Below are 21,985 nucleotides of genomic sequence, written 5' to 3'. Positions count from 1 at the left end.
GGAATTTAGATAAAGCATAGGCATACAACAATCCATCATCATGGTATTGATGCTATGTTTCTGTAAAGAATTATATTGTAATTCTGTCTTCATTTTATTTTTTGTTCTTAATATGTTGCAAATATAAAACATATATTTTTATTAGTCTACTAAAATTATAGACTTTTTGAAAAATAATTTGCATTTAATAGTTAACTATTTGGTTTTATGATGTTTAAATAAGTATTTTCATTGTGTTTGTGTAAATTATCAATACAATATTATAAAATACTTAATTTTTTTCTAAATAAATTATAACACGTCAAGTTTTGACGTTAACAGGGAATAGTTTTGCTTTAGAAATAAGCGAATAATTACAAGGGAAAATATATTAGCGCTAATATAAAAAACATTTACTTCATGAGAACACTTAATTTTTTTAACCTTTATGTATAATGCGTCAAGTTTTGGCGTTACAACGGAATACATTTGTTCCAATCTAACGAATCAAGTAATTAAAATCGCAAAAATATTGTGAAGCGTTAGAAAAATTAAATCAATTTATTCATCACAATCATAAAAACTCTTCCCTTGTTTTTATTCACTTTTCAATGAAGTAAATTGATATTTAGATGATTGTAAAAAAAAAAAATATATATATATATATATATATATATAAAACAATGTAATAATCACTAATCTATTCAAAATAAAAATTTAATAATATCAGTTTTTAATCTAAAATTAGATATTTTAATTTCAACAAAATTTATAATATAAACAAAATAATAATATGGCAAAAGTATTCTTTTTCACAGATCCAGATGCTATTATTGCAACCCAAAACTCTGATTTTGCTTTTGGTCCTTTGCCTAGTTCTTCAAATACTGACATTTATAATTTAGAGAATAAATTTTCTGTAAGTTCAGATGCTCCTGTAATTGCTATAACTAAAGGAATTATCATTTTTATTAATGATGAAAATAATAGTGAACTATTAAATGCGGCTTTAATTCCAATTAATTCTTACACGGCAGGTTTTCCGATTAAATTATTTATTTATCGGGGCATTAAAAAGAGTTCTTTAATAGACAGTAATAATTTTATTAAAGTCTCTGATTCTTCTTGGTCAAGTTCTAATATATTAAAAGATATTAAGAAAATACAAGATAAAATTAATGATGCAGTTGGTACACCAAACGTAAAAGCTTCTTCGAGTTGTTTAGGAGTGCAATATAGTTCTAATGTAAATAGCTATATAGAAAGTATTATTTTTGATAATACAGATGATTTTAATCCTTTAATTGTTGAAGGAGGAGATCAAATAGGAAAATTTCAGGGACAAAATGCTCTAGCTGGAGTAGAGGTTGTAATGGACAAAATTGGATATGATCCAAAAATTAATATATTAAGAAAAAAGAATCACACTCTTGAAGTTTCCAAATTGGTTGTTCAGTCTGCTGATAGTGAGGAAAATAAACTGAAATTACGTTTTCAAGATAGAGATAGGAGGGAAGAAATATTGGCTTATTTAGATTTAGCAGCATTTTATGGAACCTGTAAAAATCAAAAAGTCAGTATAAAAGGAGTTAATGAAAATTTTTTAGAAAAATTTTATAATAAAAACGTCATTTATATTGATATTAGAGATAATAAAGGATTTTCTTACAATCATTTTTTTAAAGAATCTGACGTTTTGAAACTAGGGTTTTATGATTCTAGTAATAAAATTGTGTATGAGGATCTAAACTATTATTCAGTTTGGCCAATATTAAGAATTATTAATAAAACATATAATTCTTCTAGAGAAAATTTTTGGTTATCTCTTCCTATAGAAACGACTGAAATAGGCAATCAATCATTACTATACTCTTATACACAGAATATTTCGACAACAGATGATAAAACAAAGAGAAAATATCACATTATAAGTAATGATTTTAATAGTGCAAATATTAATTTAAATTCTAGTCAGGCGATTAAATTAAATAATTGGAAATATAATAATATGATTGCTTCCAATTATATATTATTAAAAAAATCTTCTAATAGAAATAATGTAAATGAAGATCTACCTATAGCTTGGGATAATTTATTTTCACTAGCATCAATTAATATATTTGGTAATGATGTGGAGCAAGGTAGCTTTGCTGTTAATACATATTCTTCCATTAACTGCCCTATTATATTCGATCCAATAAATGGAGAAGCTTATACATCTACTATTGGGATAGCCTACGATAAAAGACATGTAACATTCTTTGTTTACAAAGAGCAGGTTATTTACTCCCTAGATAAAGATTTTAAAGAATCATTTGTTTCTCTAATAAATAGAGGGAAGTATAATGCTCCTTATAATCTTACAGATTATGATAGCTCGACAACTAATCCCAATATTGGCTTTTTGATTCAGCTAGCAAATAATTATAAGTTTGACAATTTTGAACTTGAAAAATTTATGATTAATGATAGCTCAAATAACATTTCGCACTTTTTAACATATTCTCAAGAAGATGACTTTAGAAATACAGATACAGCATTTAACAGTTTGAAATCTGTCTCGTTTACTTATGGTGAATATACACATCTGAAGTCTATAACAAGCTCAACTTTTAATGATCATTCTAAATTTATTAAGGCTAAAAGTGTTGAGACTGTAGAATATGAGAATGTGAATTTAGAGAAAATCACTCTCACTTTGAGCATTCCTACAGTCGTAAAAGATCCTCTGTCAAATATCTTATATATGGGTCTTGAAAATATCCCTGGAGATGTGGTATACAATAGTTTACCAATAACATTTACAGGAGTTAACTATAATTAAAATTAAATAAACATGGCAAATTATATATCAACAAATGCAATTGTTGACATTCCAATTACTGCTAAAGATGCAAACGTTAAGGTAGATACTATTTTAAAAAGTAGTTTGTTTAGATCAGAAGAGTATTTGGTGGCCTTAGCAAGAAATCCTGTAGCTGTAAAATCTTTAAAAAAAGATAACACTGTAAGGAAATGCTTAGGAGCTATAAATATTGCATTTACAATAATTAAAGAACTTTACTCAAACTCACCTAACTTCATATTATCTCCTTCAGGAAGTACATCTCCAGGATATACTTTTGATAATACAATGGAAAGTAATGTTATTAAGTTTCAACAATGGGTAGGCTTACCACAAACAGGAATAATTGATTCAAAAACATTATTGAGTATTGACTCTAAATTAACGCAGCAATCATTAACAGATGCCGCTAAAACAACATATATTGGAAAAAATACTAGAAAAAGAATTACTTTTCAGGAAAATTATAATCCATCTACGTTAGAATATAGCTATTCTGTATTTACATACAATGCAAATGAAACTTTTAAAATAAATACTAAAAACATATTTAGTGGATATACTATTCTTGCTAAAGAAGATAAATCTGCTAGGATAAAACCATCTGCGAAGACTGAGCGTGAACTTTATAATGAAATGCTTCAGCGAGAGGCTGGAATATTTGTAGAAAAAAAGTTGGATAACCCGGCAACAATTTTAGTTGTAAAAAAAAATAAGCCTGTTGCACAAATTAATATATCTAATCGACAAGGTTTTGAGGATGAATTGGCAAAAACTCCTCCAATGAATTTTGACGATCCTGATGCTAAAATATATAAGGTTGAAGCAGATGATAATTTTGGAGATATTGTTACAGAAAACTATTATAACACAGGTGCTCTCAATATTAAAGATCCATATACTGGAGCAACAATTGTTACTCTTCCTAATCGAATTCCTTTCGCTGTAAATGAAAGAAGTGAAGATGCCCGTTTTCAGTTCTATTTAAATCTTTTATACTACTATAATTCTGAATATGTTTTAAGTAGTAATAGTACAAAAGAATACGGAATGAAAAAGAGTGGTACTTATCAAAGGTATAATGTAAATCATTTAGATGATGTGAATGTTTTTGATAATACTTATAACAGCAGTAATCCAAACACGGCTCTGCCGAATTATTACAGATTCTTAAAAAGAATGGAGGCTTTAAATGCTGCTAGCAAAATACAATTTGATTCCACAGGTAAAGTACTTTCTTTTGTACCGGATCCAGGTAAAAATATTATTATACCTTCCAGAAAGTTTGCTGATTCATTATATAATTATTTGAATTATAGACACGATGAAATGCTCACAAAAGTAGATGATAACAACATGGGACAGGTTCAGGGATCGGTTTTAGATGGTATTATTAATACTTTAGGAAATGCAATTGATGCAATATCGGGAGTTATCGACAGTGTAAAAAATGAAGCAGTTGAAACCTACCATGAGGTCGCAGACTTTTTTGTAAAAGCATATAATTTTGCGATACAATCATTAGCGCAATATTGGCCTCGTGGAACAGGAGGGCTAGTAGGTGGAGAGTTTGATATACTTTTTACGGTCTTTAATTTTAAAGGTAGTGTAGAGCGTCATTTATGGCGAGAGGTTACAAAGCCTGAAGATTTTAATATCTGTTTTAGTGAAGCTGGATCTGTAGGAGTGGGCTTGGAAGTTATGTCCGGTGGTGGAGTTGGTTTATATTCTGGTGTAGGAAGACAAAAGAAATCATTAGGTCTTAATGCAGGTGCTGGTGCGTCGATAGTAGCTTCATTTAAGGCTAATACAGAATATCAATTTCCAATAAGAAAAGAAGAAACAGCATTACTGTCTATGGTAATAGCCGTTTTTGGAGGAGAAATGGTAACCAATACATCTCGACTTTTAGACTATCTTAATGTAATTAATCTTGATCCACATCACTATCTCACAAAACTAGAACTAGGTGTTGAAAATAAGGCGAGTGCGTGGTCGGCAGCTCAAGCAGGTTTCAATAATGGTACTTCTGCTAATAATTTGCACATAAATCAAAGTAATATTGAAGATGCAGCAACTCAAGAAGGTCGAAAAAGTTTTGGACTTGCCCACAATCTGCTAAGTCAGGTTCCCGGGGTAGGAGCTCAAGCTACTGGAGATATAACATGTGGTTTATCTTTATCTTTTGAAGCGGAGTATGATATGAATCCTAAAGTCTCCAATATTGATGCTCGAGTGTTTAGTAAAGCAAAAATTGATCTTAAATATTATGCACAAGCTCAGCTGGGGGCAGGACCTTTAGGAAGCTTCCTTCAAAAGCTTGTTATAAATTATGTATCTTCTTCATTTTTCAGTGCCTTAGATTTTGATAAGGGTATTATGATTGGTTGTGAATGGGAGTTTGAAAGAAAAGCAGATGCAAAAGATGTGACTTTGAGTGATATTCGTTTGGGTAGAGGGAATGTTCAAAATAAACATTTCCAAGCTTTAACAAATGGAAAACTTAAAATTTCTAACAATGCTGCAGGAGATAGATTTGATAAAAGTGTGTCATTGTATTTTGGATATTTTACCGGAGATGTCGGAACTATTGGTGAAGCTGGAACGGAGATGAAATTAAATCTTGATATGGGTGAAATTAAAAAAATGGGTGATGATCCAAACTATAATTTTACTTATGACAATGTAAAGAAAATTTTAAAGAATTTTGAGTATCGCAAAAAAGTAGGGGTCTTTGCTAAAAAGTCTGATGCTACGAGAAAGAAAAATAATAGACTTGACAGATTAGCAAGCTTGAAATATCCAACAAGAGTTGCAGATTCATTTTCTAGATCTTCTTCCGCAGCGACAGAAGTAGGGCTATTAAAGAAATTTTTTAGCGGAATCAAATCAGGATTTACGTTTATAGATGGTTCATTGGCGTTAGATTTTAAAATTAATATGGAATTTAATCTTGTTGATTTACTTTTTGAATTTTATATTAATAAATTATACTATAAATATTCTATATTAACTACAAGTACAGCGAGAGCTAGTTTTGAGAAAAATCTAGCTCTGGAACGTAAGAGAATTAATGATAAAATAAGTAAACAATTAAATGATGGAAAGGCTGGAAAGGTTGAAAAAGGAATTGATTATTATAATTTTCTTTTTTCTGAAAATGAACAATTTACTGGAACAGCGAATAAATTTAAAGGGTTAAATTTTTACATAAAAGATCTTATTGGGGGTAATACGGCAAACTCATTTTTTGAAGTTGTAAAATATTTTATAAAAGGAGTTAAGGCATATAATAGCTATCTTAATAACGTAAAACCTACAATTCAGCAAAATGAAGATTTTGGGATTGATGATTTTATAGATCTATTTTCCTTTATTGCAAGTATTTCAGGATTAGAAGCTGGCTTAGAGGCTATTTTGGGTCCCACAGTTGGAGGACAAATAGGAGGTGGAGAAGGTCCCGGAGTAAGAGGTGCTGTACACGGTTTTGCAAGACTTAGCTATCAGGGAACATTGTTTAAAAATGGAGAATTAACAGATTTACCTATTAATGATCCACTACGTTCAAATTTTGACGAAATTAATAGAATTCTGGCTTTAGCATCAGATAAAAATAGAATAGGAATTAAAACATTATTAAAAATATTAACTAATTAAAATGAAAAACATTATTGTTGTAATTTTTCAAGTATTTTTTTTAACTACTTGCTTCGGACAGGCTGTAACAGATAATACATTAATGAATTCTAAGCAGAGTAGAACTGAAAATATTAATCTGCATGGTCCTGTGAAATCGGCGTATTGGTACTATACTTATATTTCAGATTCTTTGGGTAATGTTCCAGATCTTCAAAAAGCTAAAGAAGATGTAATGTATTTTAATAGAAATATAGGAGGTGAATTGTTTACTGCTTTTGACAATAATGGAAGATTAATAAAACAGATTCCCAGATATGAAAATTGGATGGATATGACAAAAAAACCTTTATCAGAAAGGTATGCTATTTTTCATGAATATGACGATAAAGATTTACAACAAAAGAAGAATATTAAAGTTACAAAATATCCTAAATATCCGATTTGTATTGATTATCAGATAGTTAAGTTGAATTTTGTTTATAAGAATAATATATATCAGAATGATCATAAAGAAGTCTTTGGATATGTATATTTATTAGATAAGAATAAAAGAATAAGAGAAGAAAAATTCTATTTAGTCTCAGATTCTGATAAGTTTATCTTAAACGAAAAGGATTTAATAACAAAAACTGAATTTGTTTACAACAATAATGGAAACCTTATCAAACAAAATATTAAACCAGGAATTTCTGGTAAAGAAATGCCTTTTACGGCATTAGATACGGAAAGTTCTTATTGTCCTGATTTACATTTTTCATATGAATATGATAACCAAGATCGTATTGTAAAAATGACTCTTTATGGCTGCGAGGAAGTAGTTCAAAGTGAGACATACACTTACGATTCCAATAAAAACTATATTTCGAAAAATGAAATCTATTTTACATCTTCTCTAAGAAGTAAGGTTTATATTACCAAAAAAACCATCATGTATTATGATGAGTTCGGAAATATAATTCACAAACAATATATTCCAGATTTTCCAAATCAAAAGTTGCGAGGTTTTATGTATGAACTTCCACAACATACTTACTATAAATATGAATATGATAAATACAATAATTGGTATAAGTGTAATATTTATATGAATGGTGAGGATGGACCTATTACTGCAACTATAGAAAGAGAGCTTCAATACTATGACAGTTGATGCTCTATAGACAACCAATTACAAAATAATAATTGAATTATGCCAAATCAAAATATACATCCATCATTAAGTCAGTTGATTTCGTTGGATGCCATCCCTAATGAAATAGAGGGAATTCGCGATGCGCTCGTCAGTGTATTTGATCATATTTATGTGAAAAACCTGATTGCATCAAAAAGTTACGACGGCTCTTCTGCCTATTATACCTTTATTTTAACTACTTATGCTCCGCTTGGAATAAATATTCCCATTGCTGACGATTTAAAACTTGTTCTAAATCCTACTACAACAGGGACTACAGAAATACCTATTAGCTTTGATTATTCATGGGCAATTCTTAAATATATTAACAGCTTTAATTTTGAATCTTTCGATAACGGTGTTCGTTCCGTTTTGGAAATCTTTATGGAATTGGCAGGTGTTACACAGTCAGAATTACTTTATGATGTATTAAGAGCTTTTTATCCGGAAATTAACGGATTACAAAATTTCATTCAGCAATTTAATAATGCATACAATCAAGCAATGCTTCCTCCATCTGATGACAACATGGCTTTATGGGAAAAAGCAGAAAGTGTTGTTAATGAAATTTCAAATTTAAATTATGACTTCTTAGATGTAATTTGTAAAACATCACTTGACCTTAATGGCCAGGGAGTTGAAAGAGTGAAGACTGTTTTCGAAGGGTATTTTGAAGATGCTAAAAAAAGTTTTAATGAAGCTATTAGGCTAAATTTTAATGCATCTATACAAGAAATATCCGTTGGATTACAATTTCCTCAAAAATGGTTAACCCCAGTTTATACAGGAGTTGAACCTGTAACAGGATTAGAATTGGATGATCCACTTCCTGATCAATATTTTAGTTATTTAACTTTTGACGTGGGAAGATTAGATTACTCTTCTTCAAGTGGGTTTAAATTTACCAAAGAAAGTGCATTCAATCTGAATCGTTCCATGATTGGTAATACAGGGTTGATTGTTGAATTTGATGATTTAAAAGTTGATCTTAAATCTGATTCGAATATTCCGGAAGCTACTTTAGATGGAAGACCTGACAATTTTAAAGGAGTTTATGCCAAAAGAGCAGCAATAACACTTCCTCATAAATGGTTTAAAAATGTAAATAATACCACCCTTCAGATTTATGGAAATGATCTTTTAGTAGGTACAGGAGGAATCTCAGGAACAGTTGGGTTAGAAGCAATAAATGGTACTCCTACTACCACTGATGATTATCTATATGCAGACATGGGCAGCTGGAGCATCGGGTTTAATTCCTTTGATCTTACCTTTAAGCAGAGTAATATTATTTCATCCAATATTAAAGCTCAGTTAGTAATTCCAAAATTTAAAGGCTCAAATGGAGATGCTAAAATAGATGTTACAGGACATTTGGATGCAGCTGGAGATTTCCTTTTAACTGCAGCAGCTGTAGCTCCATTAGATCCTACTATTACCTTACCCGGAGTTTTTAAATTACATCTAAAATCCGTAGAGCTAGGGAAAGAAAATGGAAAGCTATTCATTGGTGCATCTGCAGATGTAGAATTCGTTGATGACCTATTGGGAGGCCTATTAAAAGGGCAAACTTTGAGTATTTCTGCGCTTAGAATTTATAGCGATGGAAGCATCGATTTCAGAGTGAATGGAGGAAATATGACCCTTCCAAAGCCTATTAAACTTCCGATTGGGCCTGTAGATGTTTCTGTTACGGCGATTCACTTTGGATCTCATGAAAGAGTCGTAAAGAATGTAACCCGTAAATACAACTACTTCGGTTTCGATGGTGGTGTAAGTATCGGTGTTGCAGGAATTGATGCCCGTGGAGATGGAATCAAATTCTACTATACCATTGATAATGATGATACGGACGTTAATAAAGGTCCTGATTCATATCTTCATATCCAGACCATTCACATAGATATGATCATTCCTGCTAATTCAAGTGATCCAACGGTTTCGATCAAAGGATGGTTATCCATTCCGGAGCCTGGAGCATTCCAGGAATATAAAGGAGGAGTGAGCTTAAAGGTGAAAAATCCTCGAATCACAGGAGGGGTAGATATGCGTTTAGCACCGAAATATCCTGCATTCCTGATTGATGCCAATATTGAACTTCCAAATCCAATTGCATTAGGTCCTGTATCCATCTACGGATTCCGTGGATTGCTAGGCTATCGTTATGTGGCAGAGAAAAAAGCAATTGGTATGACATCTGATAACACATGGTATCAGTACTATACAGCTCCGAAAAGAGGAGTTGGGGTAGATAAGTTTAGCCGTCCGGATCAGACCGAGGCCTATAATTTCCCATTCTCTTTAGGAGTTGGTGCATTGCTTGGAGATACAATGGCTAATGGAAATATCATTTCTGCGAATGCGATGTTATTGCTTTCACTTCCATCCATGGTGATGGTAGATGCCAGAATGAAGCTTCTATCGAGTAGGGTGACCTATCAGGATGATCCACCATTCTTTGCGTTCTTTATTTTTGGAGATAACTCACTAGAATTCGGATTTGGAGCCGACTATAAATTCCCTGAAGAAACAGGTGATATTATTAAGTTATACGCTGAAATTCAAGCTGGTTTCTTCTTTAATAATCCATCTGCATGGTATATTAATTTCGGAACAAAACAGGCACCAATTACAGCAAGCTTACTGAAAAACCTATTTACTTTGAAAGCCTTCTTAATGATTTCCGGAAAAGGAATTGAGGCGGGAGCAAGAGGAGAATTTAGGTTTGACAGAAAATTTGGTCCAGTTAAAATCTTTGTATTAGCTTACTTAGAGCTTGGAGGAAAAATCAGTTTCCAAAAACCTCAGATGGGAGCGTACTTTGAAGCAGGGTTAGCTATTGATATTGATGTTAAAATCATTAGGATCTATGCAGCTGTTACCATTCTTTTAGCAGTAGAGTCTCCGAAACCGTTCTTAATTTACGGAGCATTTAGTGTCGCATTTAAATTGAAAATTCTGTTCTTTAAAATTAGCTTTAGTGTTAAAGTTGAGCTTAAATGGGAGTTTAATAAAACAGTAGAAAGAGATCCTGTAAATCCGTTTACAGAAATTTCTGATCAGACGGAAAGTTTAGTAAAAGGAATCAGTATGTTAACGAACGAAACATTTGATCTGTTACAGGTAAGTGCCAATAGTTTTCCAAATGTAGATACAATTAAAAATGTAGTTCCTTTAGATACCTATATTGATATCAAAACAACAAAAGGATTGCTTCCTACAACTGAAAGTAATAAGGTTATCGGTGGATTTACCAACCCGGCAAGTAATTCCGTAGATCTTATTCCGCCTGATAAAGTAATGAAAGGATTGGAATTGAGACAGGTAAAACACCAATACACTCTTGAAAGTTTTGAAATTAAAGCATACGTTGGAAATGGGAAATGGGTGAAATATGATCCTTTCAAAGCAATGGATCCTACTAATACTTATCTTACCAATGCGAAAGCCGGTCAATGGCAGAAAAAAGACAACCAGTATAATGCAATCCGTGTATTAGGAACAACCCCGTTCTCTTATACAGAACAAGGAAATCCGGGATGGTTTACGCCTGAACAATATGGGGTGTTACCTTCTACATTATTCTGTCATGGTCAGGAAATTGAGAATTCTATTTCAGACTTTTTAGATAAACCATTGAATACCCAGTATTTTGCTTCTACGAACAATTTCTTCCAAAGTAAAAAAGCTTCGTACCAGATTTCAGGAGATGTACAGTATACGATGGATCCTAATGGAAATATGGTTATGCAGGGAGATTCAGGTAAAGTATCTGATGAGGTGAATATTTTTGGTTTTGAAAAGTCATTAGAATTTAAGAATAAGTCACACCTTACTGTTATGTTACCTGCTCCAGCAAGAGAGATTAAATTGAAACTTAGCACTTACAGCACAGGCTTAAATATTCAATTCTTCAGCCCGATCATTGATGATACCCAGTCATTTGTTCAATATCATATGGATGAAGTATACTATCCAAAAGATGTTCTTAATGATAAAGTGATTGTACCAGAGTGGATTACGGAAAAAGGAATTACTAAAATTGTTATTATTCCGGATGTTACAGATTCAACGCAGATTAATCTTATTTTGGAACAAATGGCAGTATTGATGCAGCAAGGTTACCAGCAGGCATTGGCTCATGGTGGTGTTGTAGGTACTGTACAGCCAAGTGATATTCAGCAATACAGAAATCTAGAAGCACAATTGCAAAAATTGCAGTCTACAGGATGCGAAGGGGCAAGACAGGTTAAAGAAGAAATTATGTGTAAATACTACCAAGTGATTGCACAGCATTATAACCTTAGTTTCTTTGTTCCTTTCAATAGAAGGGGAGGTACACCAAATGGGATTACCTATGCTACTTTTGTAAGCAACCAGTTGGGTCTTGGAGTTTATCATCAAATGTTAGAAACATTAGCATCACTTGGGGTTCAATCTCCTTTGTTTAATGTTTATCTGAATCAATATGCAAAGATGCTAGAAGATTTTCAAAATTATGTTGATAATCATTCGGTAAGTTATGATGAAATCATCAAACGTTTTGAAGTGTTGAAGGCGAAGTTCAGACAAATCGAAAGATTGTCATTGGATTTAAATCTTTGTACAGACTCTACATTATGTAATTTAAGTGCAGAGCTTGCTCTTAAAGTGTTTGGGGAATTTAATGACCGACAAAATATTAGTAGATCTCCTTTATTAGAAGCTTTTAATGCATTTATTGATAGCCATCCTGGGTATTCATATTTAACGACAGTATTATCAAGACAGATATATACAATTAATACCGTTGTTTTCAATGGGCAGTATTTCTATATGACGAATGGAGGTGCATTTAATCAAGCATGCCAGGATATTATTTCAATTCTGAAAGATCTGGGTAACTGTTCTTCTAAAAAGAAATGCTTTACTTTATTCCATGAAATTGAATGGTTATCTGTAGAAGATTTTGACTATAATGTTCATATTCCTTCTCAGGCAGCTATTGCAGAGGAAACTCAAGCAGCTCTTTATGCTATTACAAAATCTGTTCAGCCAATATGGAGACCGGATACTGCATATTATATCAAATTTATCTTAAAAGATAATGTAGATAACGGAATCAATCATAAAGTGTATCCATATGCGTATGCTTTCCGTACAGCAGGTCCGTTAGGATTCTTCCATTTAGACAAGAACTCAACTTATGGAGATATTAAAATTGCGAATCCGGATGGTTCTGAATATAGGTTAGAAGATACTACAGGAGACATTTATGATAGCAACGGTGCGTATGTGAAATCACAGACTCCACATCCTGATCAGTATCCTCATACCTCTTTGAGAGCTTATATTGATTATCAGCGTTCTTATCCAAATGCAGACGGAAATATTGTGAATGCAAAACCTTTGTTCTATCATGACATAACAACAAAGATCTCATTGTATTTCACTTCCAGCTATGTATCCAAATTGTTAGGTGGATGGGAAAATTTTGTATCTGAAGGCCATAACATGGGAGCAATTGGAGGAACGATGAAGGTGATTATTAAAGATCCTGTTGAAGATATTTCAGTGATTAATCCACCAACATTAGAACCTACAGAGACAACTATTATACAATCTGCGGTAGATATTCCTCAGACTATTGAAAGCTGGGCTGTAGATAACGATCCTGCGATTCCTACAGTACTGGATCAATATTTCAATATGTTGAACAGCGGTACACATTGTACAGGAATTATAGCACTTGAGAAACCAAAATCAATGTATCGTGTAATAGAGCCGAGAAGGTTAAAACCTCAGAAGTTATATACAGCACAGGTTCTGAATTTCTATTGGGGTAAAGATACGAATGTTGATATTACGAATGTTGATGATAACCTGAAGAAAAAGTATGCTAAAGAAGTTCACAAATTTGTATTCCAGACTTCTCGTTATGAAAACTTTAAAGATCAGGTAGAAAGCTGCTTTATTCCATACCAGGATACCAATGGAGTAAACCAAACCAAACAAGCGGTTTATAGTATTGAAAAATCAATTGCACCTAATAAGCTGACTGCAGCATGGGATATCATTAAGACAAAACCAAAAGAGGTTTGTGACAACCCATTAAGCCAAGCGATTGCGAATCAGTACCAGCATCCGTTTGACAGAATTGTTCAGGGATTATTCGGAATTACACCTCAGGAAGATGCTCCTACAACGGAATTTAATAAGATTATTAATTCTGATACAGGAAAAGTGGTGGCAATCTTAATCAGAAACCCGGAGCCGTTTAACCATCCTAAGATTCCTTTGGAAGATGTTAGCAGACAGATGACCAATCCAGTATCTCCTGCGCTTCCAGAACTTATATCTAGTGGTATGATAGAAGTAGCAGGACTTACCAGAGCAGGAAGTTACACTACCAACATCAACTATAAAGTTGTTTATTCTAAAGATTATTCTCAGGCATTAATAATGAATGCCGATAAATTGATTATATCAAATGAACTGAATTTCAAATTCATTTATAAAATTTGGGATGGAAAAAATTATATAGAATCAAGTACAGTTATTGCTAAAAATATTAAAATAAACTAATACAATGTCTTTAAATACAAATAATATAACTAATGCGGCACCGACCTCATTATCAATGAATAATATCTTTTTACAGTCAGATTGTTTATACATTCAAGCTGCCGGATCAAAAGGAGAAGAGAGTACTGCAGGAATCCATTTGAGATGGATGCTTAAAGGGCCTGCAGCAGAACATTTACCTAAAGGAGAAGCCTATCAAGGCTCTCCTAAGGGTTTCAACAGACAGGAGGATTTCGTTAGGTTATCCAGAATTCGTTATCAGCCTTCAATTACATCACTTTATTTAACAAGTTCTCCTACAACTGTAGTTGATTCTGAAGCACTATGGCTTTACTCAAGCGGAAAGCGTGATGGAAGGATGTTCTATGTTTATTTTAGAAATACAAGTAAATATAATGAGGTAAGAGCTAATACTGATCCTTTTTCAGATCCAAGTGGTTTTTTAGATAAATATGGAAGTAATATTATTGAAGTAGAAAATAAAGATTCTTTATTCTTTGCTTTGCAACTTACGCCTAAAAATACCTTAGGAACTGCAAAAACAGAAGTGCTTTCTGTGGAAACGAATAAGCAAAACCTTCCTAAAAACGTAACATTTAGAAGAACTATTTCAAATTTTACAACTAAGATATTTGCTGAAAATGCAAGAAGTGTTCGTTTTGTACCTGATGGGACCATTATTTCCAAAATTGATTTTGAATTCTATGAAGATGCTTATAACAGAGAAGGTTGGGAAGAGTTTGGGAAATTTGCACTTACTACAGACGACGGTGAAGCTCATCAAAGATTAGATCCGGATCCGGGCAGTTACCCTGTACACGCCACTTGGCCAAGATATAATGATGGTGAATTTGTTAATATCAAAAACTATATTTCAAAATGGTATGATGATAATAAAGACCCAGAAAACAGTATCAAAGATTCTGTTATTAAATATTTGAAGTTTAGTGATGATGCAGCTAATCCATTGGCTTTAGATTACTATTATCCTGAGGATGACACAAGTGATCCTAATCCTTTAGAAATTTCTCATTTCTCAATTCTGCAAATGGCAGCTTTGGATTTCCATGTAGCAAGGATGTTAGGATTAGGCCATATGGATATAAAAGATGATGTATTTAGCGGAGAGCAATATATGTATGCGGCTCATTATGTAACTGAAGCTGATTTGGGGAACGGACAGGGACCTTTTGAAGCTGTTCATGTCTCTCTTACACTTCCGACATCAGTAAAAGATCAGCGTCTTTGTTTGCCTGTAAGACTAAAACAGCCGGTTCCAGGAATTGTTTCGGCAGATCCTACTGCAGGAGTTACCATGAGTAGCTTAACAGATGCAAATGGATATACTTATGACGGAACAGCAAGATTTTTAAGTTTATTAACTGAAGAATTATCTCCTGATGAACCAGCAAATAGTCCTTTCTACTATTCCACTCAACAATTTGATATGTCTACCTTCACATATCCGGTACACGTGGGAATTGAGTATAAATCAAGTGATGAAACGGAATGGAGACTTCCTGAACTTCCTCATAACCCCAATTATGTAAATGTATTTTCAAACGGAGACAAAGCACACTTTGAAACTGTAGCGATTGGGCTTCCAGAGTACGGAAATCCAGCATACGTTCATAAAGAAAAGAGATCTGGAAAACATAAATATGGTTCTTATGGAGTAAACTGGTTTTCAAGGGCTCAATCAGCATTTCTTACATTTGAAGTAGAGTCTACTATTAAGCCATCAAATATTTTACTGCCTCCATCCAGTGTAAATGCATTTTTGATTCAAAAGGAGCTGCCTTTATTGCTTACTTCTCAAAATGAACAGGATTTGTATGCGCAGAACCCAGCTAATGATAAGTCTTTGATAAGACTTACAATGGAGTACGATGCTTCACAGGATATGATTACGTATCAAAAAGAAGTTAATGGAGTACAGATTACAGATTTCACCCCTCTGCCTGATGCTGAAGAATTATTTGCAGACCATATTGAAGTGTTTTTCCGTCCGGAAATTCAAAATCGAGTTTTTGGAACAATTGAGAGTATCGCTGATTTAGCAGGAAATCCTTTGGTATCTGTTGTTAAAACAAAAGGGTTAGATTTAAGTAGTACAGGAACGGTAGCAGCAGGAACCCTTCAGGTATTGAAACCGACTATTGCACCTGTAGCATTTCCTAATTATATAGGTGGCGTATTTACGGTAGGTACTGATGATTATTTTATTCATAATATCTTACCTGGAACAAATCCTGATTATCCTATTTTCCATGTCCTGAAAAAACAGGTAGGAAATGCGTTTGGTCAAAATACATCTATTCCTTTTGATCCGGCGAACTTTACCGTACCTCATGCCAACGATTCATTTATGGTTGGAGAGAATATGCAGAATCCTACAACATGGGGAACTGTAAATCCTCATCCTTTAAAAATTCAAATTGGTAATAACTGGCCGATTCATACTGAAGAGAAAATAATCAGATCGGGGCAGGCTCCTGATATTACTGAAAATACCTATTTCAGAAAATTCAGAGGAATTAAAAAGACGGCAGTTGTTAAACGATTTGTTGAATTTGGTCCTAATCCGGATCCTAATGATCCTACTCCTGTTCCACTTCCTTTTGTAGGAATGTATGAGATTGATTTCCCTGGGTTTAATTTAGGTAATCATCCTCAGTATTCTACTGTGGTGGGTGCAGATAGTGTACAATGGTATAGAGGAAGTATCCGTGTTGAAAAACATGATGCTCCGTTTGAAGAAAAATCAACACTTAAAGTGGTTCGTATTGATAATATTGGAAATGGAGATCTGAAAGTCTTTGCTTTAGATGAAGCTTTTTCAACCAATCCAATTCAACCTAATACAATGCCTAGCAGAACTGTAGAGGTGAATTTCTATCCTGGATATAGAGCTTATCTTCATTATAATGCACCATGCCGCTTAAGAAATGAAGATATTCTTCCTCAGAATGATGACTTAGAAAAGTATACAATCTTCGGAACAAGAAGTGTGGATCTTACTTATGCAGATTATAAGTCGAGAATTTCTTCCCCAACAATGATGTTTGGAAGAAAAATTGAAGCGCCTAAGGTTCCGGATGCTCCGTCTGGTTCAAAATATGCAACAAGACCTGATACTTTTGGACGTTCTTCATATGCTTTTACCACTACTTATAAGCATAAGCCTTTCAGCGTAATGTTTCTTCGTAGTAATGACGATATTTTACTGAGTTCATTATATAAACATACAGAAGGATATAATGCTGTCCCTGAATTAAACTCTGTTGAGTATATTAGAGAACATAATAACGATGAGTTTTTCAACGACAGATTATCAGATCTAGCCAATGCTATTATTACTTCAGATAAGAGACAATTTATAGAGCATAATGGATATAGGCTTCCGATTCCAAACAGTAAAGGTTTATTAAAGGGTATCAATGAATTTATTGCAGATCATAATAAGCATTATTCTCCTAGCATACCGGCAATAGCTTATGGCGGTGCTAATGGTATTCAGGATTTATCAACAGAGATTATTCCAGCTGACCCTAATGGGAAGTTTGGAAGAGTGACATTCTATGATTTTGTAAAACAAACAATTGAAAATACTTATGTGCCTTTAACAGAGGTTCCTATTCTTTATCAGTTTATTAAAGATGGTGTTTATCAGCCAATTCCTAAAGCACAGGTTATTAGAAACAGAAACGGAGTACTATTAACTCCGGGTAATGATATAGATGGAGAATTTGATATGGCTCCAATGATGAAGATTCTGGAAAGAACTCCTTATCATAAAACTTTATTTGTAGATTATACATTAGATGGAGCATCTACCAGTGTGTACTTTTATGCAGTAAAGGAAACAAATGCTCAATTGTTACAAAGTGAATTAAGTGCTGCAGTTGGACCTATAAAAATGGTTAATTCATTCCCTCTGAAAACTCCTGAGATCAAAAGTGTGATTCCTGTTTTAGAAGATTCAGCAGTAAATGTTTCTCCAAAAATGCAAGTAACAATCAACCCTTATAATAAAATCTACAATGTTAAAAAAGCGAAATTATATCGTGCTCTTAACATGCAGGATGCTATTTCTGTTAGAACAATGGAATTGGTGAAAGAGCTTGATTTGGAACAAGAAGGAGTAGTAGGTGACGAAACGTGGACATTACAAGACAGTTTTTCAGATTTACCTGAGGTTCCTTTTAATGATCCATTATATTATCGTGTTACTGTAGAAGCAGAAGTAGAATATGCAGAAGCACAATATGGAACTAATCAAAGTGATGTCATCGTAACAGAGTATGCGCCTTCGGAAGCATCAAAAATAATGATTACAACCATTACAGAAAATGTGCTGCCATCATCTCCGGAATTGAAATTTGAATCTAATCCAATTACAGGAAATGTGGTGACTTCAGGGTTGTTAAGTTGGAAAGAACAATGTTATAAAGGTAAATATCACCTTTATAAAATGAATAATCAAGGAAACTGGAAAGAAATGGCTAGAATGAATATTCTTCCAAATAATATTTCAAAAGTACAATTGTATTTATTCGAAAATGATCCGCTTACAAATACAGAAGCTTGGATTCCTAAAGAAGTTTTTGATATTAATGATAAAACGATCTTTTTAAGATTCGATAAGCTAGGACTAGATCCTCTTACGGTAAAAGATGCCGAAGGAAATCCTATCTATCATCACTTCAAAGTCATTACAGAAAATACGGCTGGTATGTTTAGTAAAGAAGATAAAGTTATTACAATGTACAGCCCAGATAACTCATCAAATATTGGTGGAATTTCCTCTGATGGAACCGATGGGATGATTATAGAACAGACTTTTGTAGTGAGCCCAGATTAAAAATAAAATTATGGCAAAAAGAACAATCACACAATTAAAAGAATATTTTAAAGTAGGAAAAAGACCTACAGAAAATCAGTTTGGGGATTTAATAGACAGTTATGTACATGTAGACGCATCATCTGAGTATTCAACTTCTGTAGAGTTTCCTGCAAGTTACCAGGTAGGAGATTATATAGAATTTTTAGAATTTCTTCCTGAGATGGCTAGCGCTAGCGGGTTTTACGAAATTTCAATAGCTTATACAAGAAATAATATAGCTTCAGCAGCTACCCATCTTGCAGCAACTTCCCATGCAAACCCAAATGCATGGAGAGAATGTGGGGCAATCAATAAAAATAATTATGTAGATGACTCAGGCGCAGTTGCTTTTACTATTGACGTAAATGGTTCTGCTCGCAGGTTTCGTATACGAGCTATAAAAGTACTTGGAGCTACAAATGAAGCGATGTCAGTTGTAATAAAAGTACGTTCTATTAATAAAAACAGCTCATGGTTAGCAATAGATAACAGAGGTAGTAATACTGCCTCTGTTCCTCTTCAGCCGATGAGCAATGAGTGGAACCTTTGGGTAGGAAGTCTGCATACAAATGAAAGTGCTAAAGTAGCTTTAAAAGTAAATACAAATGGAGATGTCGGAATTGGAACAAATGAACCCAAGAGTAAACTAGATGTTAGAGGGACTGTTTTCGCTGGTAGTGGTGATGGTACACAAGGGGTCAACGCATTTGCCATTCGCTATGAAGATGGTTCATTGAATAACTGGGGATCATTAAGAAGCAGTGCAGAAACTTATATGAGTTATGGGGTTAGGGCGAATCCTTACGGGGCCTTAAAATGGCTATCAACCAATGGTGCTTTTCCTAATTATAATACCGCTATAATTACAGGAGGTGAAGGTGTTAAATTTCTAGCTTCTAATTATCAGCAGACTGCTTTTGATTATCCTGTAGATATGTTTGAACTGATGAGAATTAATCCTAACGGTAATGTAGGTATAGGTACTGATTCTCCTAAGCAAAAACTAGACGTAAAAGGGGTAGTGCTATCACAAGTAAGCAGTAACGAAGGGGGGGCTCTTTTTTTAGAAAATGCTAGTAAAACAACGCCAGGTACTGCAAACAGATGGGCAATGTACAATATGACAGGTGGTTATGGAAACGGCTTACAATTCTGGAGTTATTCTGATAATGGAGACTACGGAGTAAAGTTGATGTTATCTGATAAAGGAAATATGGCATTGTATGGTAAACTTGAAGCAAAAGATGTGGTGATTACACAAACACCTACTGCAGATTTTGTTTTTGCACCGGATTATAATTTAAGAGGAATTCATGATTTGGACAAGTTTATTTCTGAAAAGAATCATCTTCCTGAAATTCCTTCAGCAAAAGAAATGACAGAAAAAGGACTTGCTGTTGGAGATTTTCAAATAAAATTACTCCAAAAAATTGAAGAGTTAACCCTGTATATCATTTCTCTTAAAAAGGAAATGGATAGTATGAAATTAAACTAAATCATGGCAAAAAGAGCAATCATACAATTAAAAGAATATTTCAAAGCAGCAAAAAGACCTACAGAAAATCAGTTTGGAGATCTTATTGATAGCTATGCACATTTAGATGACCCAAATATATTTTCACCTAATTATAAAGAGAAAAGTTTTCATATAGATTTCCCCCATCAGCAAACTGATATGGCGGTAGATATTTTACTCGGAAACGATTATGTTGGTGGACATATTGAAGTTGAAATAGTAGGATCATATAACTTTAGTAATAGCGTTGGAGTTATAAGAAAACAATTTGATATAGGGGCAAATCCAGATAATGCTATTTGGTATCAACCTCTTTCAAGGATAGTAGAGGCGGCTGGTCCTATAGTGGACAATATCTATATTGGCGGAATTATTTGGGATACTACACTTAATCAATACAAATTAACGATTTACCATACACATTGGTCTGGAAATCCATATGAGGTAAGAATAAAACAACACACTTATGGAGGAGCATTAGCCATTAATAATGCTACTTTATCAGGTGTTTATTCTAATCCTCTCGTAGGACAGAAAAAACATTATGTATATTACAATGAAAATGTGGGTATTGGTACAACATTGCCGCAAGCAAAATTGCAGATTAATTCCACATATTCTACTCCTGATCAATTGGGAGACTTCATCATCGGCAATATAGATTTTCCGAATATAAGATTTGGCACCCACTCACAATATACCTGGATTCAAAGCCATGCAGGATCGCCATTACATATTAATTCTTTAGGGAATAATATAATATTAAATAAAAATGCAGGGAATGTAGGAATTGGGGTAGATAATCCTCAATCTAAGCTTGAAGTAAATGGTTTTATAACATCAAAAATTCTAAATGATACTATTACTCCTTCAAATATAGCTGGTTTTAATATTAATCAATTGGGAAGCAATGTACTTGAAATGTCATTTGCAAGAGATGGACAAGGATTAGGGGTTATTAAAACGCTTTCAGATAATCCTTTAACCATAGGAACTAATAATATCGAAAGAATTAGAGTTCAAGCTATAACAGGAAACGTGGGAATCGGCACAAAAAATCCTGATCAAAAACTTACAGTAAAAGGAAAAATTCATGCGGAAGATATAATTATTGATACAAATGTACCCGCAGATTATGTTTTCCAAAAATATTACGATAATTATTCATCAATCAGGCCAGATTATCAAATGCCAGATTTAGCGGAATTAGAATCGTATATCAAAGAAAATAAACATCTTCCAGAAATTCCATCAGGTGAAACTATGATGAATGATGGGGTGAAAATCGGGGATTTTCAAATGAAATTACTCCAAAAAATTGAAGAACTAACCTTGTATATTATTTCTCTTAAAAAAGAAATTGATACTGTAAAACACAATTAAATC

General features: G+C 33.2%; 7 protein-coding genes. All 7 read left to right on the top strand.

What is annotated here, in order from left to right; all coding sequences use genetic code 11:
* The first annotated feature begins 772 nt into the window (after nucleotides 1–772).
* The 7 genes from BUB80_RS06135 to BUB80_RS06105 are packed head-to-tail and all read left to right on the top strand — an operon-like array spanning nucleotide 773 to nucleotide 21,982.
* Complete coding sequence (locus BUB80_RS06135) at nucleotides 773–2,803, top strand: hypothetical protein (RefSeq protein WP_073291892.1); 2,031 nt, start codon at nucleotides 773–775, stop codon at nucleotides 2,801–2,803.
* 12 nt (nucleotides 2,804–2,815) lie between these two features.
* A complete protein-coding gene (locus BUB80_RS06130) occupies nucleotides 2,816–6,481 on the top strand; it encodes a peptidoglycan-binding domain-containing protein (RefSeq protein ID WP_073291890.1) in 3,666 nt (1,221 codons plus the stop codon).
* Nucleotide 6,482: 1 nt separating this feature from the next.
* Nucleotides 6,483–7,613 (top strand): hypothetical protein, encoded by a 1,131-nt coding sequence (locus BUB80_RS06125; RefSeq protein WP_073291888.1) that lies wholly within the window; start codon nucleotides 6,483–6,485, stop codon nucleotides 7,611–7,613.
* Between the two features lie 39 nt (nucleotides 7,614–7,652).
* The gene (locus tag BUB80_RS06120) at nucleotides 7,653–14,198 is read left to right on the top strand and encodes a hypothetical protein (RefSeq protein WP_073291886.1); all 6,546 of its coding nucleotides are present in this window, start codon (nucleotides 7,653–7,655) and stop codon (nucleotides 14,196–14,198) included.
* 4 nt (nucleotides 14,199–14,202) lie between these two features.
* Nucleotides 14,203–19,062, top strand: coding sequence for a hypothetical protein (locus BUB80_RS06115; protein WP_073291885.1), 4,860 nt, complete (start codon nucleotides 14,203–14,205; stop codon nucleotides 19,060–19,062).
* A 10-nt stretch (nucleotides 19,063–19,072) separates the two neighbouring features.
* Nucleotides 19,073–20,578: a hypothetical protein gene (locus BUB80_RS06110; protein WP_073291883.1), complete on the top strand. Its 1,506-nt coding sequence runs from the start codon at nucleotides 19,073–19,075 to the stop codon at nucleotides 20,576–20,578.
* A gap of 3 nt (nucleotides 20,579–20,581) precedes the next feature.
* Nucleotides 20,582–21,982 carry a hypothetical protein gene (locus BUB80_RS06105; RefSeq protein ID WP_073291881.1) on the top strand — a complete coding sequence of 467 codons (1,401 nt, stop codon included), beginning with the start codon at nucleotides 20,582–20,584 and terminating at the stop codon, nucleotides 21,980–21,982.
* Nucleotides 21,983–21,985 lie beyond the last annotated feature (3 nt).

The organism is Chryseobacterium polytrichastri (assembly GCF_900142445.1).
GTDB classification, from domain to species: Bacteria; Bacteroidota; Bacteroidia; order Flavobacteriales; family Weeksellaceae; genus Chryseobacterium; species Chryseobacterium polytrichastri.
Note: the sequence above shows the minus strand (reverse complement) of the source record. Positions and strands in the feature narration are given on the sequence as shown.